Origin of the sequence: Mucilaginibacter inviolabilis, from assembly GCF_011089895.1 — a bacterium.
Taxonomy (GTDB): Bacteria; Bacteroidota; Bacteroidia; order Sphingobacteriales; family Sphingobacteriaceae; genus Mucilaginibacter; species Mucilaginibacter inviolabilis.
The window spans coordinates 566,802-590,606 of sequence record NZ_JAANAT010000004.1; the positions used below are offsets into that span (position 1 = coordinate 566,802).

22 protein-coding genes are annotated in these 23,805 nt (G+C 40.1%); 13 read left to right on the forward strand and 9 right to left on the reverse strand.

Features of this window, described 5'->3' with window-relative positions; genetic code table 11:
- Positions 1 to 3: 3 nt before the first annotated feature.
- From G7092_RS25970 to G7092_RS25980, 3 genes are all read right to left on the reverse strand, one after another.
- Complete coding sequence (locus G7092_RS25970; protein WP_166094230.1) at positions 4 to 693, reverse strand: ABC transporter ATP-binding protein; 690 nt, start codon at positions 691 to 693, stop codon at positions 4 to 6.
- A 134-nt stretch (positions 694 to 827) separates the two neighbouring features.
- On the reverse strand, positions 828 to 1,427 hold the full coding sequence (locus G7092_RS25975) for a GNAT family N-acetyltransferase (protein WP_166094232.1): 600 nt from the start codon (positions 1,425 to 1,427) through the stop codon (positions 828 to 830).
- Positions 1,428 to 1,492: 65 nt separating this feature from the next.
- Entirely contained in the window at positions 1,493 to 2,110 is a 618-nt protein-coding gene (locus G7092_RS25980; RefSeq protein ID WP_166094235.1) for a MarR family winged helix-turn-helix transcriptional regulator, read from the reverse strand.
- A 230-nt stretch (positions 2,111 to 2,340) separates the two neighbouring features.
- On the opposite strand from G7092_RS25980, the gene G7092_RS25985 reads away from it, so the two are divergent.
- The 3 genes from G7092_RS25985 to G7092_RS25995 all read left to right on the forward strand — a co-directional run bounded on the left by G7092_RS25985 (position 2,341) and on the right by G7092_RS25995 (position 7,145).
- Complete coding sequence (locus G7092_RS25985) at positions 2,341 to 4,092, forward strand: ABC transporter ATP-binding protein (RefSeq protein WP_166094237.1); 1,752 nt, start codon at positions 2,341 to 2,343, stop codon at positions 4,090 to 4,092.
- A 100-nt stretch (positions 4,093 to 4,192) separates the two neighbouring features.
- A complete protein-coding gene (locus G7092_RS25990; protein WP_166094239.1) occupies positions 4,193 to 5,953 on the forward strand; it encodes an ABC transporter ATP-binding protein in 1,761 nt (586 codons plus the stop codon).
- 487 nt (positions 5,954 to 6,440) lie between these two features.
- Complete coding sequence (locus G7092_RS25995) at positions 6,441 to 7,145, forward strand: NUDIX hydrolase (protein ID WP_166094241.1); 705 nt, start codon at positions 6,441 to 6,443, stop codon at positions 7,143 to 7,145.
- On the opposite strand, the gene G7092_RS26000 is transcribed toward G7092_RS25995, so the two are convergent.
- Positions 7,146 to 9,281, reverse strand: coding sequence for a sensor histidine kinase (locus tag G7092_RS26000; RefSeq protein WP_166094243.1), 2,136 nt, complete (start codon positions 9,279 to 9,281; stop codon positions 7,146 to 7,148). It abuts the gene before it with no gap.
- Positions 9,282 to 9,398: 117 nt separating this feature from the next.
- Here G7092_RS26000 and G7092_RS26005 point away from each other — a divergent pair, with 117 nt between their 5' ends.
- Positions 9,399 to 9,848: a response regulator gene (locus G7092_RS26005; RefSeq protein ID WP_166094245.1), complete on the forward strand. Its 450-nt coding sequence runs from the start codon at positions 9,399 to 9,401 to the stop codon at positions 9,846 to 9,848.
- Between the two features lie 126 nt (positions 9,849 to 9,974).
- Entirely contained in the window at positions 9,975 to 10,991 is a 1,017-nt protein-coding gene (locus tag G7092_RS26010) for a PorP/SprF family type IX secretion system membrane protein (protein WP_166094247.1), read from the forward strand.
- A gap of 131 nt (positions 10,992 to 11,122) precedes the next feature.
- Here G7092_RS26010 and rpoN read toward each other — a convergent pair whose 3' ends face one another.
- Positions 11,123 to 12,598, reverse strand: coding sequence for an RNA polymerase factor sigma-54 (rpoN, locus tag G7092_RS26015; protein ID WP_166094250.1), 1,476 nt, complete (start codon positions 12,596 to 12,598; stop codon positions 11,123 to 11,125).
- Between the two features lie 191 nt (positions 12,599 to 12,789).
- Here rpoN and mscL point away from each other — a divergent pair, with 191 nt between their 5' ends.
- On the forward strand, positions 12,790 to 13,200 hold the full coding sequence (gene mscL / locus G7092_RS26020; protein ID WP_166094252.1) for a large-conductance mechanosensitive channel protein MscL: 411 nt from the start codon (positions 12,790 to 12,792) through the stop codon (positions 13,198 to 13,200).
- Between the two features lie 113 nt (positions 13,201 to 13,313).
- Here the strand turns inward: mscL and G7092_RS26025 are convergent, their stop codons facing one another.
- Positions 13,314 to 14,189 (reverse strand): ChaN family lipoprotein, encoded by an 876-nt coding sequence (locus G7092_RS26025; RefSeq protein WP_166094255.1) that lies wholly within the window; start codon positions 14,187 to 14,189, stop codon positions 13,314 to 13,316.
- A gap of 141 nt (positions 14,190 to 14,330) precedes the next feature.
- Here G7092_RS26025 and rpmH point away from each other — a divergent pair, with 141 nt between their 5' ends.
- The 4 genes from rpmH to tsaB all read left to right on the forward strand — a co-directional run bounded on the left by rpmH (position 14,331) and on the right by tsaB (position 16,029).
- Positions 14,331 to 14,489: a 50S ribosomal protein L34 gene (gene rpmH, locus G7092_RS26030; protein ID WP_110583460.1), complete on the forward strand. Its 159-nt coding sequence runs from the start codon at positions 14,331 to 14,333 to the stop codon at positions 14,487 to 14,489.
- A 74-nt stretch (positions 14,490 to 14,563) separates the two neighbouring features.
- Complete coding sequence (rnpA, locus tag G7092_RS26035; RefSeq protein ID WP_166094582.1) at positions 14,564 to 14,968, forward strand: ribonuclease P protein component; 405 nt, start codon at positions 14,564 to 14,566, stop codon at positions 14,966 to 14,968.
- 1 nt (position 14,969) lies between these two features.
- Positions 14,970 to 15,212, forward strand: coding sequence for a membrane protein insertion efficiency factor YidD (gene yidD / locus G7092_RS26040; RefSeq protein ID WP_166094258.1), 243 nt, complete (start codon positions 14,970 to 14,972; stop codon positions 15,210 to 15,212).
- Positions 15,213 to 15,336: 124 nt separating this feature from the next.
- Complete coding sequence (gene tsaB, locus G7092_RS26045) at positions 15,337 to 16,029, forward strand: tRNA (adenosine(37)-N6)-threonylcarbamoyltransferase complex dimerization subunit type 1 TsaB (RefSeq protein ID WP_166094262.1); 693 nt, start codon at positions 15,337 to 15,339, stop codon at positions 16,027 to 16,029.
- A gap of 21 nt (positions 16,030 to 16,050) precedes the next feature.
- Here the strand turns inward: tsaB and G7092_RS26050 are convergent, their stop codons facing one another.
- A complete protein-coding gene (locus G7092_RS26050) occupies positions 16,051 to 17,523 on the reverse strand; it encodes a DUF5723 family protein (RefSeq protein ID WP_166094264.1) in 1,473 nt (490 codons plus the stop codon).
- Positions 17,524 to 17,661: 138 nt separating this feature from the next.
- The gene (locus G7092_RS26055; RefSeq protein WP_166094267.1) at positions 17,662 to 19,257 is read right to left on the reverse strand and encodes a hypothetical protein; all 1,596 of its coding nucleotides are present in this window, start codon (positions 19,255 to 19,257) and stop codon (positions 17,662 to 17,664) included.
- An 85-nt stretch (positions 19,258 to 19,342) separates the two neighbouring features.
- On the opposite strand from G7092_RS26055, the gene G7092_RS26060 reads away from it, so the two are divergent.
- From G7092_RS26060 to G7092_RS26070, 3 genes are all read left to right on the forward strand, one after another.
- On the forward strand, positions 19,343 to 19,729 hold the full coding sequence (locus G7092_RS26060) for a DUF423 domain-containing protein (RefSeq protein ID WP_166094269.1): 387 nt from the start codon (positions 19,343 to 19,345) through the stop codon (positions 19,727 to 19,729).
- Positions 19,730 to 19,812: 83 nt separating this feature from the next.
- Complete coding sequence (gene priA, locus G7092_RS26065; protein ID WP_166094271.1) at positions 19,813 to 22,302, forward strand: replication restart helicase PriA; 2,490 nt, start codon at positions 19,813 to 19,815, stop codon at positions 22,300 to 22,302.
- 201 nt (positions 22,303 to 22,503) lie between these two features.
- Positions 22,504 to 23,163: a protein-L-isoaspartate(D-aspartate) O-methyltransferase gene (locus tag G7092_RS26070; RefSeq protein WP_166094273.1), complete on the forward strand. Its 660-nt coding sequence runs from the start codon at positions 22,504 to 22,506 to the stop codon at positions 23,161 to 23,163.
- Positions 23,164 to 23,331: 168 nt separating this feature from the next.
- On the opposite strand, the gene smpB is transcribed toward G7092_RS26070, so the two are convergent.
- Positions 23,332 to 23,787 carry an SsrA-binding protein SmpB gene (gene smpB / locus G7092_RS26075; protein WP_090465488.1) on the reverse strand — a complete coding sequence of 152 codons (456 nt, stop codon included), beginning with the start codon at positions 23,785 to 23,787 and terminating at the stop codon, positions 23,332 to 23,334.
- Positions 23,788 to 23,805 lie beyond the last annotated feature (18 nt).

Consider the following 23,805-nt stretch of genomic DNA (forward strand, 5'->3'; position numbering starts at 1 on the left):
AATCTAACCGTTAATTGTTTTTTCATCCGCTATCAACTGCCCCCCTTTTATCCGGATAATGCGCTGTGTTTTTGCAGCCAGATCCAGGTCGTGAGTAACCAGAACAAGTGTAGTGCCTGCTTCTTTATTCAGATCAAAGAGGAGCTTTACTACTTTTTCGCTGGTTTCCGCATCCAGATTTCCGGTAGGTTCGTCGGCAAATAATATTTTGGGCGAGTTGGAAAAGGCGCGTGCCAGCGAAACTCGTTGTTGTTCACCACCTGATAATTGAGAAGGGTAGTGGTGTCCGCGATCGGCCAGGCCTACTTTATCCAGCAGGTCTAACGCTCTTGCACGTATATTTTTCTCGTTACGAAGCTCCAGGGGAACCATTACATTTTCCAGGGCTGTTAATGTTGGCAGTAACTGGAAATTTTGAAATATAAAACCTACGTACTGGTTGCGTACCTGTGCGCGTTGATCTTCGGTTAAATTACCCAGGTTAATGCCGTTTAGTTCTACTGCTCCTGCACTGGAACGATCAAGCCCGGCGCATAAGCCCAATAAGGTAGTTTTACCACTGCCCGAAGGGCCTACAATCGCATTGGTAGAGCCGGCAGCAATGCTGAAATTAATATCATGAAGTACAGTGAGCGTGCGTCCTGCACTTTGGTAGGTTTTGCCCAGATCTGCAATGTTGAGTATAGTTTCCAAACGGTGTCTTTTTTATGATATAGATGCAGCGGGCCATTATTTGTTACCCTGCCGGTTTGCATAAATATCCATGAATTGTGCCGTTTGTGTCTTAAACGCAGATGAGTTTTTATTAAATGACTTTAAAAATACAATTACAGCTTAGTTTGCAGCATTTCTTTCACGCCATCAAACCATTCGTGTTGTAAAATGCTCAGCAGAATAGAATCGCGACGGGTTCCATCCGGAAGTGGTAAATGGCTGCGGATAATGCCTTCAACTGTACAACCTATACTTTTCATAGCGGCAATACTGCGTTCGTTTTTAGCATGTGCGCGAAAACCTACACGTTTCATATCCAGCTCTTCAAAAGCCAGTTGCAGCAATAAGAATTTACAGTGCTTATTAAGACCAGTTCCCCTGAATTTTTCACCATACCAGGTATAACCTATTTCCAGCGCCTGGTTAGCTGCTTGTATATCATAAAAACGGGTACTGCCTGCGTATTCTCCTGCTTTTTTATCATATATAATAAATGGGTATTCGTTGCCTTCGGATCTGCCCTTAAGAGCACGATCAATATAATTACGCATGCCATCAGCTCCTTTGGCGCTTATAGGTGAATATTCCCAAATATTCGGTTCATATAAGGCAAAAGGAAGCAGGTTTTTATAATCGTCGGTAATTAAGGGTCTGATCAATATCCATTCATCTTCTAAAGTATAATCGGCCTCCGGCGAAAATGTTGAGCTCATAGCTATTTTTGTTGAACCTAAAGTATCAAATATAACAGAAGATTAGTGTTTTTAAATTGCAGGCTTTATTGTTCCATCACCCGCTCATACATCTGCGGAAATGGCTTATTTTTTAATTCAACCGCTAAAACAGAATTGTGTTGTGCACAATGTTCAAGCATCTCATTGCAATCAATTAAAACATCATCGCTCATACCTTTAAACATCATTGCTGTGGCTGTGGCCGATATTTTATAGTACTCGCTAAGTGTAATGATGCCTTTTTCGGTTATCTTGATCAATTTGGCGCGTTTATCGTCGGGAGAGGTGCGTTCTGTTATCTTTTTTTCCCGGATAAGTTTATTAATGATCTCCATACCGGTGGTTGTTTCGGCAAACATATCATTAATCAAATCGCTCTTTTTTACTTCACCTAAGTGATTCAAACTGTGCAAATAGTAAAAGTTTTCCGGGGCCGGCATGTCTGCATGGCTAACTGCCGACCTGAAATAGACGGAGTACGCTTTCAAAATGCGACCTATAGTTTTCAACAGGTTCACACCATTCATAATATGTTCATTTGTATGTTTGGGCTTGGGTTGTTGTTTTCGAAGGTAATACCTGCAAAAAGCTTCTACAGAATGCTCATTGTTGGTATCCTCAAAAGCAGTCCATTCTTCTATTAATTGCACAACTGGCTTCATGTTACTCCTGTTTAGTTGTAAAATTATAAAATTATTTCCAAAATGTTTTAATTATTCCATAATAGGAATATATTTGCATAAATATTCCTGTATTGTTGTATTGTAATAGAGCGCAAATATTTATACCATGACAAAATGTTTTATTTTCACAATCGTCATCATGTATAAAGGTGTACTTTTATTAGGCCTTAAACTTTAAAACATCTTTTAGTAGATGAATATCTGAAAATATGAAAGCTGATACTCAAAAACCCGATAAAAAACCACCTGGTGTTTTTAGCCTGCTAAAACCCTATATGGGACTGGTTTCGCTACTTTTGTTGTTTGCATTGCTTAGTAATGGCGTGAATTTGTGGTTGCCTAAAATTATAGCCAGCGGAATAGATGATTATACCAAACAACATTTTGTATTTATTGATATCATTAAAAAGTTCTCGCTAGCGGTACTGTTTATTTTTGTGTTCAGTTATTTGCAAACTATTATTCAAACCTATGCCTCAGAGCGGGTAGCTCGCGATCTGCGGCAAAAACTGGCCGATAAGATATCCAGGCAAAGTCATGCTTTTATTGAAAAAGCCAACCCATCCAAGCTGCTTACCAATTTGACTGCCGATGTAGATTCCATTAAGCTGTTTGTATCGCAGGCATTGGTATCCATTGTATCGTCATTGTTCATTATTATTGGAGCCAGTATATTGCTGTTTACGATCAATTGGAAGCTGGCCATGGCGGTAGTTATGATTATCCCGATCATCGGCGGTACATTTTTTTATGTATTGAAGAACGTGCGGGCGCTGTTTATAAAAAGCAGGGGCGTAATAGATCAATTGAACAAGGTAATTAATGAGAGTATCCTGGGTGCAGCACTTGTGCGTGTCATCAATTCGCAGCAACTAGAGTATCATAAATTTTTGGAAGCCAATACCGAGGCTAAACGATATGGCCTAAAGATATTGGGCTTTTTTGCCGGATTGATACCTATAGTAACCTTTACAGCCAACATGGCAGCATTAACTATTTTAATGATGGGTGGTCATTTTGTAATCAGCGGAAGCATGACGTTGGGCAGCTTTGCCGCTTTTAACAGTTACTTGTCGCTACTCATATTCCCCATATTTGTATTGGGTTTTATGAGCAACCTGATTGCGCAGGCTTCGGCTTCATTTACCCGGATCAGCGTGGTATTGGATGCCCCGGATATGGTTGATGGCGGAACTTTAAAGGAAACGCTACGAGGCGACGTGGAATTTGGCAATGTATCATTGGTATATGGCCAAAAACCAGCGCTTAAAAATGTATCCTTTTCGGTAGCCGCAGGCTCAAAAATCGCTATCATCGGTCCTACAGCCGCAGGTAAAACCCAGTTGCTTTATTTGCTTACTAATCTTATTAACCCAACATCTGGTTATGTGCATTATGACGGGCGCAGTATTAATGATTATAACAGCGAATCGTTTCATAGCCAAGTGGGTTTTGTTTTTCAGGACAGCATTATTTTTAACATGAGCATCCGCGAAAATATTGCCTTTAGCGATACGGTTACCGACGAATCGTTAGAAAAAGCTATTGAAACAGCTGAACTGAAAGATTTTATCGACAGTTTGCCTAATAAGCTAAATACTATAGTTTCCGAACGAGGATCAAGTCTTTCGGGCGGGCAAAAGCAACGCATCATGCTGGCCCGTGCATTGGCAGTTAACCCAAAGGTTTTATTGCTGGATGATTTTACAGCCCGGGTTGACAACAACACCGAGAAAAAGATATTAACCAATATCCAGAAAAATTATCCCGGGCTAACGCTGATATCAGTTACCCAGAAAATAGCCTCGGTTGAGCATTACGACCAGATCCTGTTGCTTACACAGGGCGAAATTGTTGCCCGGGGAGTACATGATGAACTGATGCAAACCAGTCCGGATTACGTACAGATATTTAACTCACAGCAAAGTACCAGTAATTACGAACACGGTATTGCTCACTGAAAATAGATGTGCAGGTTTCAGGTTTGCCGATGTGCAAATGAAGACACCCGTAGAGAAATGAAATTACTAATTCAATAAATCACTAATTCAATAATTATATATGAATTACGATCTGAATAAACTTAGTCAAACACAGCAAAAGACATCGACGCTTGCCGGGCTTAAAAAATTGCTGCAATTAATAGCGCATGAAAAAAAGGTGCTTTTACTGGCATTGCTGGCCATATTAACCAACTCCTCACTCAACTTGTTAGGGCCCCTGGTTATCGGGCATACTATAGATACCTATGTACAGCATAAAGATTATAGCGGTGTTATACATAATGCCATCATATTGCTATGTATGTACCTGCTGGCCTTGTTTACCAGTTTTAGTCAAACTAAATTAATGGGCAGCGTAAGTCAGCGGATGCTATTTACCCTGCGTAACTCTATATTCAACAAATTACAGCAGCTGCCTGTGGCCTTTTTTAACCAGAATAAGGCTGGCGACCTGATATCGAGAGTAAACAATGATACCGATAAGCTCAATCAGTTTTTTTCGCAATCGCTGATGCAGTTTATCGGTAATATCTCCATTATGGTAGGTGCAGGTGTGTTTTTGTTACTGATCAAGTTTGAATTAGGAGCAGCTACATTGGCCCCGGCTGTACTTATTTTGATATTGACGTTGGCTTTATCGCCCTGGATAAAACGGAAAAATGCCCTGAACCTGAAAAGTGTAGGGGGGATGAGCTCAGAGATACAGGAAAGCCTGCATAATTTTAAAGTGATCATTGCCTTTAACCGCCGCGATTATTTCCGCAAGCGTTTTGAAACGGCTAATCGCGATAATTACAAAACCGCCATCAGTTCGGGTTTAGCAAACAATGTTTTTGTGCCCGTTTACGGTTTGTTTGCCAGTATAGCACAATTGATTGTGCTGGCCTTGGGTATTTACCTCATTACTATTGGTCAGTTTAGTATTGGGTTACTGGTGAGTTATTTATCATACTCTACTAACTTTTATAACCCACTAAGGCAATTGGCAGCGTTATGGACAAACTTTCAGCTGGCTATGGCTGGTTGGGACAGGATCTCACAAATATTATCCCTGGAAACAGATCTGCCTGTTATAGAGAATGGCATAACTGAGCGGGATGCTGCCCTGTTAGAATTCAGGAACGTTCATTTTGGTTATAACGATGATCAGGAGATACTGCATAACATTTGCTTTAAGTTGGAGCAAGGTAAAACCTATGCGTTGGTTGGGCCAACCGGCGGTGGTAAAACCACAACGGCATCACTGATTGCCCGGTTATATGATCCGTCAAAAGGATTGGTTATGCTGGATGGCCGCGATATCAGAACTTACAGCCCGGAAGAGCGTACCCAAAAAATAGGCTTTATTTTACAAGAACCATTTTTATTTACCGGGACGGTTAAAGACAATATTTTATACGGTAATGATTTGTATAAAGACCATACCAACGAACAATTGGAAAGAGTGATTGTTGATGCTAACCTGGGTAGCCTGTTGGCTATTTTTGAAAGCGGGTTAGATACACAGGTACTTTCTTCTGGTGATAGTATCAGTCTTGGCCAAAAACAACTGATCGCTTTTATGCGGGCAGTATTGCGTAACCCGCAAATATTGATACTGGATGAGGCTACGGCAAATATTGATACCATAACCGAGCAGTTATTAAGCGATATTTTGAATAAATTACCGGATACCACTACAAGAGTAATCATCGCCCACCGCCTGAATACCATTGAAAACGCCGATGAGATATTTTTTGTTAATTCAGGTGAGGTATCCCGTGCAGGCTCATTGAATGATGCCATGGATATGTTGCTGCAGGGTAAGCGGGTTAGTTAAGGAAACTTATTTAAGGGAAAGAATATCGAATAATGAATTTTGAATTCCCAGCATCAAAATCATTATGTATTCGCAGGGTCTCTCAGAGAGGACCCTGCTTTGTATTAGCCAGCATCAACCTCAGAAGCTTTTCAGGAGACCATAAGGGATGTAAATGACCGGAGGACTTCTTTTATCGCTTCTTATCTTATCGCATGAAGCACTTCGCCCCGAGTGGGTTTACATGTAAACCCATTATATGATGATGGAATTAATTTAATAAATTGATTATCAGTTGATTGAATAGATTTTAATCATGAAATGTGTAAACCATGTAAACCCAGTTTTCAATTAAATGGCTTCTCTGTTTAGTGGGGATGTTTACCCCATCTTTTAAATGCAATACCATGGAATAAAGAAAATGCTGTTTCGAATGAAATAGTTGTTGTATCGACACTAAATAATTGCATAATTATTTTTACACTTGCACATAAACTTTAACCAAATTATGCAGAAGTATACCGGCGAGACGCGCATTTTAGCGGCGACAGATTGTATCATTTTTGGATTCGACGGATTTAACATCAAATTATTAGTTGTACAGCGTGGTCTTGAACCCGAAAAAAATAAATGGAGCCTGATGGGCGGCTTTATACAACCTTCGGAGTCGCCTGATGATGCTGCCAATCGCATATTAGAATTACGTACAGGGCTTAAAAATGTATACATGGAGCAATTTCATGTATTTGGTCATCCGGATCGGGATCCGGTGGAAAGAACCTTGTCTATAGCTTACTTTGCACTTATTGATATCCATCAATATGAAAAACAGCTGAGCGAAGAGTATCATCCGGAGTGGTTTTTACTCAATGAAATGCCCGAATTGATATTTGACCATACAGAAATGGTAAGGCTTGCCCTGCGCCAGCTGCGTTATAAAGCCGCACTGCACCCGATCTTGTTCCAGTTATTACCCGAAAAGTTTACCATACCGCAACTACAAGCACTTTACGAAGGTGTTTACCAAACCAAGTTTGATGACCGTAATTTTAGCCGTAAACTATTATCAACCGGCTTGCTGGTAAAACTACCTGAAAAGGATAAGCTTTCCTCAAAAAAAGGCGCTTTTTATTACAGGCTTGATCAATCGCATTACGAGCAGAATTTTGAATCGTTCCTGAACCTTGTACCTAATCCCGAGAAATTCTTTTAGTTAAGACAGGTTAGGCTGAGCTAAGTTTTTGGGAAGCAATACCATAAATGTTGCGCCTTTACCGGGTGATGATGTTACTTCGATACTGCCCCGGTGTTTTTCAATGATACCAAACACGATTGAAAGTCCCAGACCTGTGCCTTCACCAATACCTTTGGTGGTAAAAAAGGGTTCAAAAATTCGCTGTTTAGTTTCTTCACTCATACCTATGCCCGTATCTGTAACTTCGATAGAAATATGGTCGGCGTGATCTTTGGTAATGATCATGATGCATTCATCGCTGTGATGATCTTTACTTTTAATGGCATATATGCTGTTATTGATAAGGTTAATGATTAGCTGGTTAATTTTACCAGGATAACAGTTTAGGGGCTCCAATTTGTCAAAAACAGGTCTTATCTCGATGTAATAGGGAATAGTACTTCTTAAAATAAGCAGGTTATTCAGGATCGACTTATTGATATCTGCTGTTTTTAATACCTGCTCATCGGTACTGCTAAAAGTGCGCAGGCTGTTTACTATTTCCGCCGTCCTGTTTGCACCATCTTCTATTCCATTTAATAAAACAGATATCTCATCCCGTATAAAATCAAGGTTGATCTTTTGTTTGTAATCATCAAGTGCCTTTAAAAAGAGAATTTGTTCGGGGTTGTTCAAGGCATCGTCATACTTATCCAATAAAACTAAAAGTTCATCAAAATCCAGTCGTAAAGGGGCAATATTTGAACTTACAAAGTTAATGGGGTTATTAATTTCATGAGCCACGCCGGCCGTTAATTGCCCCAATGAGGCCATTTTCTCATTGTCAATAAGTTGCTTTTGGGTTGCTGTAAGGTTATCAATTGATAATGAAAGACTTTTATTGATCTCAATTAATTCTTCCGTTCGCTCTTTTACCTTATTTTCCAATAAAATATTTTGCTGCGTTATTAACCTTTCATTTTCACGGGCAACAGTAAGGGCAAAGCTTTGTGATTCGTTTTTTTGATACCGGTAAAAGTTAATTTTCTCGGCCAAAGCTGCCGAAAATAAGATCAGTTCTAAAACGGAGCTGTAAATTACAATATCAGCTGTTATGTTGTTGTATGGAATAAGTCCTTTATTACGCGCTACAGATACCAGCAAGCTAATTAAAAATAATCCCCATCCCAACAAAAAGAATTTAGCTGGTTTAAAATTACTTTTAAGGTACAGATAAGCCCCTATAATAAGCAGACTAATTGCAGTAATAGTTGTACTGATGGTGATTAAGTTATAAGCGATACCAATCATACCCATCATAATCGTAACAAGAGCTGTTAAGTATAATAAATAGAGTAGGAGATAGTATTTATACCATTGTTTTAAGTTTTGTTTGAGTTGTAAAAATTGGCTCATAAAAAGCAAAATAGAAAACCCAAACAATACCCTTATTACCGGGATCACGTAATTATTTAAAGTAGTGATGTCGGTTGTAAATAAATTGGTTGCATATCCACGTTTAAGTAATTGGGACAGCCCAAGGAAGATGATATAATTTACATAGTACAGATAACTGTAATCGCCGACGATGAAAAATAATAATAAATTATATAGGGCCATCACAATAAAAACGCCTACAATAACGCCGGTGGTTATATTTTCCACGTTACGGCTTTCTAAAAATGCCAAACTGCTATAAATTTTTACCGGAATAACAGTCGAAGCATGGCTTTTAACACGTAAGTACACCGTAGTTGATGTTCCGGGGGATAGCGGGCAATCAATAAAAGTGAGATTCTGGGTATGATCGGGACTTAGGTGGCGTAGGGCCTTATTGGTATTTGGAGTATAATAAAGGTCAAACTCGTCAATAACACTTGCATTTATACCAATGGTAATTAATGGCTCCTTACTGTTATTTTTTAAATTGAACTTTAGCCAGGTGGTGGATTTTGAGAACCTTAAAGCTGGAAGCGTTTGTTTAATGGGGCGAAATTGAGGGCTATTTATAACCTGGTCGATGGTTAAATTATTATCAGGAGCTTCAAGTTCATCAAGGTATCTGTTGGTTAACAAACATGATTGATTATTATTAATAACCAACGTATCAGTTGGGTATGCAAAAGCTACCGCCCCTAATACCAGCAGATACATGGTTAATAATATTTTTTTCATGATATAATTGTTACATCTATAAAGAACAATAATTATAATAAAAATGTGCAGTAAATTAAACTTTGTATAAATTTACTTTTGTAAGCTGATATTATCCGTTCAATAAAGTGTTTTGCTATGGCCGTAGGAGTGTTGTATGTTGATGACGAAATTAATAACCTGAATAGTTTTAAAGCTGCTTTCAGGCGTGATTTTAACATATACACGGCCAGCTCTGCTGCCGAAGGGCGCAGGATACTGGATGGGAACGAAATAGGGGTGATCATAACAGATCAGCGTATGCCTGTTACCACGGGTATTGAATTTCTGGAATCAGTTCTGCAAACCAATCCCGATACGATCAGGATATTACTAACCGGTTTTTCGGATATCAACGCGGTTATTGATGCTATTAACCGTGGACAGGTTTACAAATACCTGGTAAAACCCTGGCAAAATGATGAACTCCGTATCCATATTCAAAACGCCATTGAAATTTATAACCTGCGAAAAGAGAACAAAGAACTCACCTATAAATTACAGATAGCCAATATGGAACTGGAAACCCTGTCGAAAGCTTTCCGGTAGCACCGATCCCTCAGTCCGGCGTTCTGGACAATGTTATTTATAAAGATTATATTAGTTTATTGCTTGCATTTAGGGCTTTTTGGCCCTGAAATAAGGTTGAATTAAGCCGGCTGTAAACGTTAACTGATGAAAAGGATCTTATTCATAGCCTTTAATTTTGTTCTTTTTATTCAGTGTGTTATAGCGCAGCAACGTCCACAGTACACTCAATACATTTTTAATAGCTATCTCTTAAACCCTGCTCTATCTGGTATTGAAAACTATACCGACGTGAAAACAGGCTATCGCAGCCAGTGGACAGGCCTGGATGGTGCACCGGTAACAGCGTATATTTCGGTAAATATGCCCATTGGGCAAAATTTTATACAGGGCGATGCTACTGCTTTTCCGGCAAGCGGGGGGCTTAATCCGGCCAGTAGGCTATACACACAACAATACCAGGCGGCAGAGCCTCATCATGGTGTTGGGTTAACTGTAGTTACAGATAAAGCCGGACCTTTTACACAAACAAATATTGATGCAACTTATGCCTACCACCTGGGGCTAACCAGCAAGTTAAATCTGGCAGTTGGGGTGTCGGCTGGTTTTAGCCATAATGTGCTAAACTTATCAGAGCTCACTACCGCTGATCCATCGGACCCCATAGTCAACAGCCTGAATAATAACCAATGGAAACCTGATTTGGGAATTGGCGTGTGGGCTTACGCCTCTAATTATTTTATAGGCCTTTCGGCTCAGCAAATATTACCGCAGAACGTTTATATAACCAGTAAAGCAAATGCGTATCAAAATAAAACAGTACCCCACTATTTTTTAACAGGGGGATTTAAGTTTTTTTTATCAGATGAGGTTACGCTTATCCCGTCGGTTATGTTGAAGTATATCCAACCTATACCTACAACCTACGATATCAACATGAAATTATCTTTTGCCGATAAATTCTGGATAGGGGGCTCGTATCGTCATGGCGACTCTTATGCGGGCCTGGTAGGGCTTAATCTGAGCTCATTTGTAAATATCGGATACTCTTACGATGTTACCACTTCTGCTCTCAATACCGTAAGTAATGGTACGCATGAAATTGTGATAGGTATATTACTCAATAACCGTTACAAAGTAAGCAGTGCCCAGCATACGTTTTAGCCCCCTAACCCCCTAAAGGGGGAACTCTTGATTTGCAAACGGTATAAAAAGTAAAGCCCGGTTTAAATAAAACCGGGCTTTACTTTTTATTGTTCCTGTATTTTTGCTCCCCCTTTAGGGGGCTGGGGGGCTTACAGCTCTCTTCTCAGCCTTGCAACCGGGATGTTCATTTGTTCGCGGTATTTGGCAACTGTTCGGCGGGCAATATTGTAGCCGGCATCTTTCAGGATATCGGTTAGTTTTTCATCGGCCAAAGGATGGCGCTTATCTTCTTTACCGATGTGTTCTTCCAGAATCTTTTTTACTTCCTTGTTGGATACTTCTTCACCGCTTTCTGTTTGAATAGCTTCAGAGAAGAACGATTTAAGCAGGAAGGTGCCAAACTCTGTTTGTACATATTTAGAGTTGGCTACGCGGGATACCGTCGAAATATCCATGTTTATCCTATCGGCAATATCTTTCAGGATCATGGGTTTCAGATTTTTGTCATCCCCTGTCAGGAAAAACTCATATTGGTACTGCATAATGGCATTCATGGTCTTCAGCAACGTTTGCTGGCGCTGTTTGATAGCATCAATGAACCATTTAGCCGAATCGAGCTTTTGTTTTACAAACTGTACCGCTTCTTTAAGTTTTTTATCTTTTTGTGCCGCTTTATCGTAATGTTGAAACATTTCCTGGTAGGAGCGGCTCACTCTAAGCTCCGGTGCGTTTTTGGAGTTAAGTGTTAATATCAGCGTACCATCATTGTTAGTGATATGAAAATCAGGGATCACCTGCATTTGCTTGGTGTTGATCTCATTGGAATCGCCGGGTTTTGGATTAAGCTTGAGTATTTCGTTCACCACGCCGCGCAATTCGTCGGAGTTCATGTTCAACGATTTCTCCAGCTTATCATAATGTTTACGGGTAAATTCATCCAGATATTGTTCAACAACAATGATAGCTTTTGCAATGATAGGATCTGTTGGGTCCTTTTTACGCAATTGTATCAAGAGGCATTCCTGTAGGCTCCGGGCACCAACACCAGCTGGGTCAAAGCCTTGTATTACCCGTAGCATATCTTCCACTTCTTCATCCTCGGCCATTACATTTTGAGAGAATGCCAAATCGTCGGTAAGCGACATAATAGGACGGCGCAGATAGCCGTCATCATCCAGACTGCCGATAATTTGCTGCCCGATCTTAAAATCTTTATCACTTAATGGAAGCAGGTCAAGCTGTAATTGCAGACTTTCAAAAAAAGAATTTTGTACGGCGATAGGGATCTCTTTACGCTCATCCTCATCATCACCATTTTGATCATATCGTGATCCGTAGTCGTTTACGCTATCATCCTGCAGGTAATCATCAATATTAAACTCATCCATTTCGCCCTTCTCCTCATCACTATTATAAGTGTCTTCGTCTGGATCACGGTCGGGATATTGTTCTTCGGGCTCGTTTAAATTAGTTAAACTCAGATCTTCAAGCGCGGGATTCTCTTCCAGTTCTTCTTTTATCCTGGTATCCAATGAAACTGTAGGAACCTGCAGCAACTTTATAAATTGTATTTGCTGAGGTGAAAGCTTTTGTAAGAGTTTTTGTTGAAGATTCTGTTTAAGCATAATTAAGATGAGCCCAAAAATACATCAATTACCATTAACTTTAAAATATCTTATAGGATATGGATGCTGGTATTAAATATTAGAAAATATAATTTGTTTGAACACCATTGAAATTTATTCGTTACATTAGTTAAAACTAAAACCTATTTATTCCGTTACCTGAACTAAATTATTAACTAAAATCTATCATTATGGCAATAATCAAAGAGTTTAAGGAGTTCGCCATGCGCGGCAACGTTGTTGACCTTGCAGTGGGCGTTATCATTGGTGCTGCTTTTGGTAAAATAGTTACCTCATTGGTAAATGATGTAATTATGCCGCCAATTGGCTATGTAACCGGTGGTATTGATTTTAAAAACTTGAAAATTCTTATCAAACCGGGCGATCCGGCTAAAAAAATAGCCGACGTATCTATCAACTACGGTAATTTCATCAACACCGTGATCGAGTTCCTGATTGTTGCTTTTTGTATTTTTATGGTAGTAAAAGCAATAAATTCATTAAAGAAACCAGAAGAAGCCGCTCCGGTTGCAGATCCTGTACCAACAAAAGAGGAAACCTTACTTACCGAGATACGCGATCTGTTAGCTAAAAAAGCATAGCTTTAGATCAAAGATTTTTGGATCAAGGATCAAAGACCATACATATGAAAGGATCATGGATGAAGATGTTTATCTTTAATCTTTGATCCTTTTGTCCTTACTCTTCGTTTATTTTATTCCTTACCCGATTTTGTATCTGTCAGAATAACATAATCTGCCAGAGTTTTAAATTTTGCCCAATCGGGGTTATCAAAATTTTCCCCGCTATAAGAAGCTATGGTTATTACCTTTGCTTTTGGGGCGTATTTTTTGAGCTGAGCCACTGCTCCTAACTTTTCTTCGCTGTGAAAACCACCGTTAAGCTGTAATACTTTAAACCCGTTGTGGGTTTTAAGAAATTGTGCTATTGACCAGGCCATGGTGGCATCCCAAAGGTTTTGGGATTGATAGATCTGCATACCGGCCATCGCTTCATGTCCGCCCATGATCTTCACAAATTTATTGTAATACGCTCCGGCAGCGGTATCAATAGGAAGAGGGGCCAGGTAGCCTTTGGCCTGGGTACTTAATTGCTGTAAGCTGCCAAGACCATTGCGCGTAACCATATTGGTATAACGCGAAGGTGCATTGGCCGCCACCACCAGTAAGTGTTGGAGCTTGGCCAGTTCAATCAGCGGACGGTAATCTTTATAATTTGGCCAGGCACGGGCATCAGTTAATAAGTTTTTTTCGCGGATAAGATCATGAAGATATTCATCCAATACCAGCTGGCAATCGGTTTGAAACATCTCCAGTGAAAGCGCCGCATGCGCAGGATATTTTTCTGTCAGGCCTTTAAATAGGGCAAATTCCAGGCTGTGAGCGGTTGAATCATTGTGCTCCTCGCCAAAAAACAGCACATCAATTTTGCCGGTTTGGTCAATAATATCATTAATTGCGACCATTTTTTGCTCGGCCGTGCTGTATATTTTGTAATGAGCAGGCGATACATCCTGTCCTAAAACAATTGATGGTAAAGCTATTAAGAGCAGGATGAGTAATGATTTCATATTGCAGTTTTAAAACGCTTAATTTACAGCAACAAACATAGAGCAACAAATAAGAAAAATAGTATTTGAAATGTTTTGAAAAATTACTACATTTGCGCTCTTGTTTTTAAAAAGATCGAAATAGAATAAAAATATACAGTCATGAAAAGAACTTTCCAGCCTTCTCAAAGAAAAAGAAGAAACAAACACGGTTTCCGTGAGCGCATGTCAACTGCTAACGGTAGAAGAATATTAGCAGCCAGAAGAGCTAAAGGCAGAAAAAGATTAACAGTTTCTGACGAAGGTCGTCATAAAGCATAAACCTGGTTGCTTGGTCCTTTCATAAGGGACATGGACCGTTTATATGCTCAAACTCCGGTTCAATTATGGCAACTATGTATACTTTTAAAAAAGAAGAACGATTATGTAACAAAAGGCTTATTGATAAGCTTTTTCATAACGGTTCTTCTTTTTTATGTTATCCCTTCAAAGCTTCGTGGTTATTTAATTCCGAACCACAACCATTCCCAGCTCAGATTTTATTTTCGGTTTCAAAAAAGCGTTATAAGCATGCTGTTGACCGTAATTTAATAAAAAGGTGCATGCGCGAGTCGTACCGACTGCACAAGCATCAGTACCTGTATGACTTACTTAAAACAGCCGATAAAACAATTGTACTATCGATAGGGTATATCGGAAAAGAAATAGTCCCTTACAGTGTTATCGAAAAAAAGATGTTAAAGATGCTTGGCCAGCTTGCCGAGCAATTAACAACCGCAAACAATATCCCGTTGAAGTGATATGGAGGCGGCAGTTAATATATTGAAGACAATTGTAGGCGGCATTTTCATACTACTGATAAAAATATATCAATATTTTATCTCTCCGCTTACCGGCGCTTCGTGCCGGTATACACCAACCTGTTCCCAATATGGTGTAGAAGCTATTAAAAAACATGGCGCTTTTAAAGGCGGATGGTTAACTTTGAAACGTATTGCCAGCTGCCATCCCTGGGGTGGACATGGCCATGATCCGGTACCGTGATTGGTATTTGTTTATTAGTTCAATGCTTCATTGGTATTTGTATTGTGATATACTGTACTAACGGATATAGCTGACATTGCAACCAATAAACAAATGAACCATTGAACTAATGAACTAAAAGAAAATGAGTGTTATTTTACAAATAGAAACCGCAACTACTTCCTGTTCTATAGCCTTAGCTATTGATGGCAAAGTTATGGCATTTAAACAGATCAACGAGCGTAACATACATGCAGAGGTAATTACTTTGTTTATTGATGAACTGGTGGCCTTGGCAAATTTAACTTATGATAACCTTGATGCTATTGCGGTAAGTAGCGGTCCCGGTTCTTATACCGGTCTTCGGATTGGGGTTTCAACAGCTAAAGGCTTGTGTTTTGCCCTGGATAAACCGCTCATCGCTATTGAAACACTGGAGGCTATGGCTTATGGTATTATTCACAGTGATGATTTTACAGTTGACGAGGGTGCATTGTTATGCCCCATGATCGACGCCCGCCGGATGGAAGTTTATTGTGCACTGTTTGATGCTCATGGCCAAAAAGTAAGATCAACTTCCGCAGATATTATAGATGAGCAAAGTTTTGCTGAAGAGCTCAACAAACACAAGGTTATATTTTTTGGCGACGGTGCCGATAAATGTGAAGCTGCATTAGGCACTAATCATAATGCTCAGTTTTTACCGGGATTTGTAAATTCGGCCACATTCCTGAGTCAAAAAGCGGCTGAAAAGTTCGATAAAAAAGAATTTGAGGATGTCGCTTATTTCGAGCCTTACTATCTCAAAGATTTTATCGCCGGAAAGAAAGCTTTATAGATAGAGTAGCCTTCAGGTATCTTAGATGCCTTTATTGCCAGTGGTTTTAAACAAACGACCAAACAGGCGACCAAAAAAGCCTTTTTCGCCCATTGGGATAATGCTGGCATTCATGGGATGTTCAATCACACGTCCAAATTTCAGGGTAAATCCTAAATAAAAATCGCCTCCTGAATAATTACCTACTTGATTTATTTGCGAGTTGTTATGCAAAGCTGCTGCTGCCAATTTGCTGGTATTGGTCAACCTTTCTGTACCAATATAAAATTCGGTATTGGGCGATTTGATCATGAGCTGTGTGCCGATATTGAAAAAATGCATATCGTCATAGCTGGTAGTGAGGGTGGCTGTAAAAAGACCACGGTAATTAAAATGATTAACCAAAGCTCCTGTAAAATCCGGGTAAAACAATGATTTTGAAGCTATAAGCGTAGGCGAGTACTTCCATGTATTGCCATAACCTATCCAATAACTTTTGGTTGCACTTAGTTCGGCAAGCCCGTTTGTGGCGGTTGTAAGCGGTTTAACTGTTTTGTTATTATTATCCTGCATGATGGTACGCACACGGTTATAAAGGGTATCCGCAAAATGCTGAGAACCCAAATTATTGATCACACCGCTGTTATTAAAATCATAAGTAGCTGATCGGTTGCTCCAATGAATAAAGCCAAGATCCTTAATATTACCTTGTATAGTTACACGATCGTCTGTAATATAGGAAAGTCCGAAACTAATAGCAGCGCCAGGGTTGCGCAGGTTGGGCAGATAATCACGTGCATCCCGCTGACCGGGTATATAATTGGCATAATACCGGCCGGTTAAGCCCAGTAACGCGCTTGGATTATTGGGGTTAGTACGGTCAAAAGTGATTTGGGAGTGATTGATATTAAACTCCTGATACTGGATACCCAGCAAGGCGCTTATTTTAAACCCTACTGCTATTTTTTTATTGATCCGTTCGCGGTATGAAAAGCCTATCTGGTGATAAGCCTGATATCGGTAATTATCATTAAATATATTGCTATAATTATCATTAGGGAAATTCCTGGTTCCGTTTAGAAGGGCAAATGATTCATCTGAGAAAAAGCCCCGGGCCTCTGCTTTAGTCTGCGCCGAAAAGCCGATTTCCACGTCGCCATTAAAACTCGAGAATAGCTTAAACATAATAGCATAAGCATTAATATTGGCATTAAAGTGGTTGTATTTGCCCTGGCCTATTTGTAAATTATCGGTATAGTATTGTGAATTGCTGCCAAATAATTTGCTTTTAAAGGTACGTTGTGCGTTGCCGGTTAAGTACGTATTAGCATTAAAGTTTGGGATAAAAAAGTTAAAGGCATATTGACGGCTCGAGTCGGGGATAAATGATCGTTGTGAGGGGTTCTCGAAAGAATCATATAGGGTACCCGTATTGTATTGCGAAAATTGCTGAGCAGAAGCTGATAAAGAGAAAAATAATATACCAAAGACAATTAATAGCTTATTTTTATTCATAGGATAATTTGCCAACTTTCTGTTTAGTAATGGTTTATTTTAAACCACCGGGATATATTTCCATAAACTGCAGGGAAATATTGCAAACACAACAGCCCCTTTTAACGGGAATTGTTAGCGTATGGTTGTGTGTTTTTTTTATTTAATTGGAGTAGCGGTGGTGTCGGTATTATTCAGCCGCATACATAGATTGGTGTAGAAGTTTTTGTCCGAAGCGCTAAACTGATAGGCGGCGGCATAAAAGCTTTTCCAGCTAGGGTTGGAGTTTTCAAAGACATCATAAAAAGCATCTTTCAGATCCCGTTTGAATATAGATTGTGAGTTTTTAAAGTTGATAAAAAAGGCAATATTACTTCTTTCGGCCAACAGGTTGTCAAACTGATTGTACTGATCTGTTTTACTGATAAATTTGCGGTTATAATACGTGTCTGAATAGCTTGTTAGTTCGGAGGAGGTAGCTGCCAACACCAGGTAATTATCAATGATCATAAAATAAGGCTTTCTGAAAATGCTGAAAGCATCGCCCAGCAGATAAAACGGAACTTTATCATAATTAAACTGCCCAATGTTGTCGCTGGTCATGGTGCTGATGTTCATCATAAAAGGTCTTAGTTTTGAACCATCCTTAACAGAAACAATAGCATATTTTTCCTGGTAACGGGTAGTAACCACCGCAAATTCGTTGCCCAGTAAGTGCTCAAATTCTGGTTTTAAAAATACACCGGTTTCTGCTTTTATTTTACTAAAAAGCTGGTCTTTCTCATTGCTGATGCCGGCTTTAATGTGCCATTGGGTAAGCCCTGCAGAAAATTTTACAGGGTCAGAAACCGCGAAGCTGATGGTATAGGCCGTAGTAGACGGGAAAATGTCCTTCAAGTGATTTACTACCGGCTGTTGGTCGGCAAATAAATTTAAATAGCTGGCCGTATGGTTGTGCTGTATAGTGGTGAAGCCGCTAAACATCAACGCATCGTTCTTGAAATTTAAAGTGAGGGCAGCTAAAGCGGGTAATAATTTAAAGCTCTTAAAAATATCGGTGTTCTTGTTTTTAAATATCTGATCAAAGAGGGGAGTAAGCTGGCTATAGTTAATATAGAGATTAGCCAGAGAGTTGGCATTTTGCTGTTCGGGCAGTGGAATAAAAATATTTTGGTTTTTATCGTCCTTATATAGAATGCTTTGATCTATCAGTTCTTTGGAAAAGCTGCCTGCAAAAATGTTATTCTCTTTTTGGGTGATGTAAAAATGTTTATTAATGGCTTTAACCAGCACATCATAAGTTGTCCCAACCGTATTGTGTACCGGTGTTACAGATAGGCCACTGTTAGGCTGTGTATTTAAATTAGTAAAAGCATCCGTTTTAAAATCGGTAGTGGTGGGTATGGTAATAAGCAAATTAATATCGTTGCTGTTGGATGGATGTACCGAGATAAATACATTTTGCCCTTCAAAAAAACGCTCCAGCTGTGGTGATGCGATCAATAACTTACGTAGTGTGTCCAGATCGGTTAGCTTATCTTTACCAATAACGGCGCTTAATAGCTGATTCCCCTTAAAAATGTCGTAAAACCCTTTTTCGCTGTTAAATTCAAACACGGCGGTGGCATTATCAGGTATGGTATGCATCACCTGGCCCGTACGCACTCCCGGCGGACTTAAGTTTTTAAAATAAACAACTGTTATAGCTATAGCAGCGGCGAGTAAAATTAAGGTGATAACTATCAGACGTTTCATAGCGGATTGCTTTACAAAGATAGAATTTTACCCTGCGGCATTAAAGTAATACTTTCAATTGGTTAACTTAGCTTTTTATATCTGCATGAACAAACAAATAATTATTACAGCTTCGGTTTTTGGCATGCTGGCCGTTATTACCGGGGCATTTGGGGCGCATGGTTTAAAAGGCCGCTTGTCTGCCGCCGATCTGGAGGTGTGGCACACGGCTGTACAGTATAACTTTTATCATGTATTTGCTTTGCTTTTCTTATCAACCTTTGCACGGTTTAAAAATAACCAGATAGCCCTGGCTTATTACTTCTTTAGCTTTGGTATCTTGTTTTTTTCGGGGTCATTATACCTGTTATCATGTCGCAGCCTGCTGGGTTGGGACTGGCTGATAGCCCTTGGTCCAATTACACCCCTGGGCGGCTTGCTGTTTATTTTAGGCTGGCTGATGCTGGCTATTGCTGCTTTCAGGAATAAATGATTTTTGATTTCGGACTTCGGCCGTTCGATTTCGGATTTAATATTTAAAGTTTAGAATTTAGTTTTTAGAATTTCCCCCTTTCCATGTTAGAATTTGCTGAAATTGAACATACCGATCGTAAAACGCTTTTTGCCGAAGTGATTTTACCGCTGGCAATTTCAAAAAATTATACTTATCGGGTTCCGTATGAGCAAAATGACGCCATCGCTATAGGTAAAAGGGTAGTGGTGCAGTTTGGTAAAAGCAAGCTGTATACTGCCATTGTTAAAGAAATAAGTACTCTTGCACCCGAAAAATACGAGGCGAAATATATTATCGAAATACTGGATGATCAGCCGGTTGTAACGCCTCATCAGCTCAATTTTTGGCAATGGCTGGCCGACTATTACATGTGCAATATTGGCGAGGTCATGAATGCAGCGCTGCCCGCTGCACTAAAGTTAGCCAGCGAAACCCGTATTGTGCTCAATAAAGATTATGAGATAGACCGCTCAACTCTTCATGATAAAGAATTTCTGATCGTAGAAGCCCTGGATATTCAGCCGGAACTTACCGTAAGTGATATTGCCAAATTGCTGGGTCAGAAAACGGTAATGCCTATCCTGAAGCTGATGTTTGAGAAGAACATCATCCATATATCCGAAGAGGTAAGCGAACGTTACAAACCCCGCAAGCGGACTTTTATTACGCTAAATCCGGTTTATAATCATCCCGATAATTTGCGGGAGCTTTTTCCTATACTGGAGAAACGTGCCCCTAAACAAGCCGACGCGTTGTTGGCCTATATCAAACTGGCTCGACATCAAAAGGTCATCACCAAGAATGAGCTGATAGAAGAAAGCGGTGCAGGCGAATCGAGCATTAAATCACTCATCGAAAAAGAGATCCTGATAGCTGAAGAAAAAAATGTAAGTCGCCTGCACTTTGAAGAAGAGGAAGATCTTGACAGTAATTTTGAACTGAGCGAACAGCAAACCGAAGTGCTTCAAAGTGTGCGCAATCAGTTTAAAGAGAAAGATGTAGTATTGCTGCATGGGGTTACTTCTTCAGGCAAAACACAGCTGTACATCAGACTGATAGAAGAAATGATGCGTAATGACAGGCAGGTACTTTACCTGTTGCCCGAAATTGCGTTGACCACCCATATTATTGAACGCCTACGACTATATTTTGGTGCCGATATTGGCGTTTATCACTCCCGTTTTAATGATAACGAAAGGGTGGAAGTTTGGCAAAAAGTATTGAACAATGATTACAAAGTGATCTTGGGTGCCCGCTCATCGGTATTTTTGCCTTTTAATGACCTTGGTCTTATTGTGGTTGACGAAGAACACGAAACCTCTTACAAACAGTTCGACCCGGCTCCTCGATACAACGCTCGTGATGCGTCTATTTTTTTGGCCAACACGCATAAGGGGAAAGTATTACTGGGCTCTGCTACGCCTTCGTTTGAAAGCTATTTTAATGCGCGCACCCATAAGTATGGTTTTGCTGAACTTACCGAACGTTATGGTGGTGTACAGCTGCCCGATGTACAGGTGGTGAGCATCAGTCATGAAACCAAACAAAAAACCATACAGTCGCACTTTACCAGTGTGTTGATGGAGGGGATCAATCAAGCGTTGGCTCATAAAGAGCAGGTAATATTGTTTCAAAACCGTCGTGGTTATGCGCCGGTGCTGATGTGTAAAATATGTGCCTATACGCCAAAATGTATTAATTGCGATGTAAGTCTTACCTATCACAAAAGCAGTGGCAAATTACATTGCCATTATTGTGGTTATAGGGAAGATTCGCCGTCTGTTTGTCCGGCATGTGGCTCAACACATCTGGAATACAAAGGTTTCGGTACCGAGAAGATAGAGGATGAATTGAGTTTGCTGTTACCCGATGCACGTATCGCCCGCATGGATCTGGATACTACCCGTGCCCGTAACTCGCTGCAAACCATACTGAACAATCTGGAAGAAAAAAAAATAGATATACTGGTAGGTACCCAAATGGTAGCCAAGGGACTTGATTTTGCCGATGTAACCCTCATCGGGATTATTAATGCCGACAGCATGCTTAAATTTCCGGATTACCGGGCCAATGAACGTAGTTTTCAGATGCTGGCACAGGTAAGCGGTCGTGCAGGGCGGAGAGGGAAGCAGGGCAAGGTGGTGATCCAGACCTATGATCCCAATCACCGCGTTATCAAACAGGTGATTGCCAATGATTATAATGATCTGTACTTTACAGAAATGGAGGAGCGTAAAAGCTTTAAATATCCACCGTTTTATCGCATCATTAACCTGGATATTAAGCATAAAGATCCCGAAGTATTATACAACCAGGCTAATTATCTTGGTAACGAACTACGCAGGCACTTCGGCGAACGGGTAATAGGTCCGGAGTCACCGTTGATCAGCCGTATTCGTAATTATTATATCAAATCTATCATGCTCAAATTTGAGCGCGATGGTATTTCTATTGTGAAGGCCAAAGCCATATTGCGGGATGTGATCACCCAGTTTCAGACTACCAAGCTGAGCAAAGGCAGTATTATTCAGCCCGATGTTGATCCGTATTAGATAGGGTTTATAAAAAGCCTTGTCATGCTGAACGCAGTGAAGCATCTATTCTACAACCTGTATACTTTACAATAGATCCTTCGTTCCTCGGGATGACAAAATGAAAAGTAATTTTTTATAAGCTAACACATAATGAATTACCCATATGTACGTTCCCTGCATCCCCCAAATGCTGAATTTCCTGCTAACTTTGCCGTATAAATGGCTTATAAGTATATTGATAATTACCGCGAAAAAGGCGCCCGTAAACGATTGACTGACATCCTGCGAAAAAAAGGTATCCAGGATGAAGAAGTGTTGCTGGCCATAAGCAAAGTACCGCGCCACTATTTTTTTGATGAAACTTTCTGGAACCAGGCCTACAGCGATATCGCTTTTCCGATAGGCGAGGGGCAAACCATATCGCAGCCTTATACTGTTGCTTACCAAACCGAGTTGTTGCACATTCGCAAAGGGGATAAAGTACTGGAGATTGGCACAGGCTCGGGCTATCAGACTTGTATATTAATGGAGCTCGGCGCTAAAGTTTATACCATTGAGCGCCAGGAGAAACTGTATGAGCGTACCCGGTTTATCCTGCCCGAAAAAATGGGTTACAAGCCTAACTTTTTTTGCGGTGATGGCTCCATTGGCATAGCTAAACATGCACCTTATGATAAGATTATCGTAACTGCCGGTGCGCCAACTGTACCGGATGTGCTGCTGAAACAACTCAAAATAGGTGGTATCCTGGTAATTCCGGTAGGCGACGAAGAAACCCAGAAAATGGTAACTATACTCAAAGTTGCTGAAAATGACTACGAAAAAATTGTGTTGGATACCTTCAGGTTTGTGCCGTTGGTAGGGGATAAAGCGTGGTAGATAGATGTGCAGATGTGCGGATTTCAGATGTGTAGATGGTACTTCAAATGATAGGTAGGTAAATTTAAAATGAGAAATGAAAAGCCCGACTTGTTTAAAGTCGGGCTTTTCATTTTATAAGAATCATCTGCAAATCTGAAATCCGCACATCTGCACATCCCCGAAGGGCTACCTTTTCATCGCCCGGTCCATTTCAACTTTGGTATCGCGCTCTTTTAGGGTTTCGCGTTTGTCAAATGTCTTTTTACCTTGGGCTAGCCCAATTTCCAGTTTGGCAAAACCACGCTCGCTGATGAACAAGGCCAGGGGTACGATGGTCAAGCCTTTTTCTTCGCCGCGGGTCAGGAGTTTTTTGAGTTCTTTTTTGGTAAGCAACAGTACACGATCGCGTTTGGCTTCGTGGTTGTAGAACGAGCCATAGGAGTATTCTGATATATGCAGGTTGCGTACAAATAACTGGTTATTAATAAAAGTGCAAAAAGCATCATTAATATTGGCCTTGCCCTCACGTATCGATTTTATTTCGGTGCCCAGTAATTGAATACCGGCTACATACTTATCCAGTATGTGGTATTCAAAATAAGCCTTCTTGTTTTTTATATATATTTTATCCTGAGTAGTCATGTTTTTCCTTTCGGTGAG

Bases quoted from the DNA above. Each gene is read 5' to 3' on its own strand.
- G7092_RS25975 (WP_166094232.1), bottom strand. From the start codon at position 1,427: ATGAGCTCAACATTTTCGCCGGAGGCCGATTATACTTTAGAAGATGAA.
- G7092_RS25980 (WP_166094235.1), bottom strand. From the start codon at position 2,110: ATGAAGCCAGTTGTGCAATTAATAGAAGAATGGACTGCTTTTGAGGAT.
- G7092_RS25985 (WP_166094237.1), top strand. From the start codon at position 2,341: ATGAAAGCTGATACTCAAAAACCCGATAAAAAACCACCTGGTGTTTTT.
- G7092_RS25990 (WP_166094239.1), top strand. From the start codon at position 4,193: ATGAATTACGATCTGAATAAACTTAGTCAAACACAGCAAAAGACATCG.
- G7092_RS25995 (WP_166094241.1), top strand. From the start codon at position 6,441: ATGCAGAAGTATACCGGCGAGACGCGCATTTTAGCGGCGACAGATTGT.
- G7092_RS26000 (WP_166094243.1), bottom strand. From the start codon at position 9,281: ATGAAAAAAATATTATTAACCATGTATCTGCTGGTATTAGGGGCGGTA.
- G7092_RS26005 (WP_166094245.1), top strand. From the start codon at position 9,399: ATGGCCGTAGGAGTGTTGTATGTTGATGACGAAATTAATAACCTGAAT.
- G7092_RS26010 (WP_166094247.1), top strand. From the start codon at position 9,975: ATGAAAAGGATCTTATTCATAGCCTTTAATTTTGTTCTTTTTATTCAG.
- rpoN (WP_166094250.1), bottom strand. From the start codon at position 12,598: ATGCTTAAACAGAATCTTCAACAAAAACTCTTACAAAAGCTTTCACCT.
- mscL (WP_166094252.1), top strand. From the start codon at position 12,790: ATGGCAATAATCAAAGAGTTTAAGGAGTTCGCCATGCGCGGCAACGTT.
- G7092_RS26025 (WP_166094255.1), bottom strand. From the start codon at position 14,189: ATGAAATCATTACTCATCCTGCTCTTAATAGCTTTACCATCAATTGTT.
- rpmH (WP_110583460.1), top strand. From the start codon at position 14,331: ATGAAAAGAACTTTCCAGCCTTCTCAAAGAAAAAGAAGAAACAAACAC.
- rnpA (WP_166094582.1), top strand. From the start codon at position 14,564: ATGTATACTTTTAAAAAAGAAGAACGATTATGTAACAAAAGGCTTATT.
- yidD (WP_166094258.1), top strand. From the start codon at position 14,970: ATGGAGGCGGCAGTTAATATATTGAAGACAATTGTAGGCGGCATTTTC.
- tsaB (WP_166094262.1), top strand. From the start codon at position 15,337: ATGAGTGTTATTTTACAAATAGAAACCGCAACTACTTCCTGTTCTATA.
- G7092_RS26050 (WP_166094264.1), bottom strand. From the start codon at position 17,523: ATGAATAAAAATAAGCTATTAATTGTCTTTGGTATATTATTTTTCTCT.
- G7092_RS26055 (WP_166094267.1), bottom strand. From the start codon at position 19,257: ATGAAACGTCTGATAGTTATCACCTTAATTTTACTCGCCGCTGCTATA.
- G7092_RS26060 (WP_166094269.1), top strand. From the start codon at position 19,343: ATGAACAAACAAATAATTATTACAGCTTCGGTTTTTGGCATGCTGGCC.
- priA (WP_166094271.1), top strand. From the start codon at position 19,813: ATGTTAGAATTTGCTGAAATTGAACATACCGATCGTAAAACGCTTTTT.
- G7092_RS26070 (WP_166094273.1), top strand. From the start codon at position 22,504: ATGGCTTATAAGTATATTGATAATTACCGCGAAAAAGGCGCCCGTAAA.
- smpB (WP_090465488.1), bottom strand. From the start codon at position 23,787: ATGACTACTCAGGATAAAATATATATAAAAAACAAGAAGGCTTATTTT.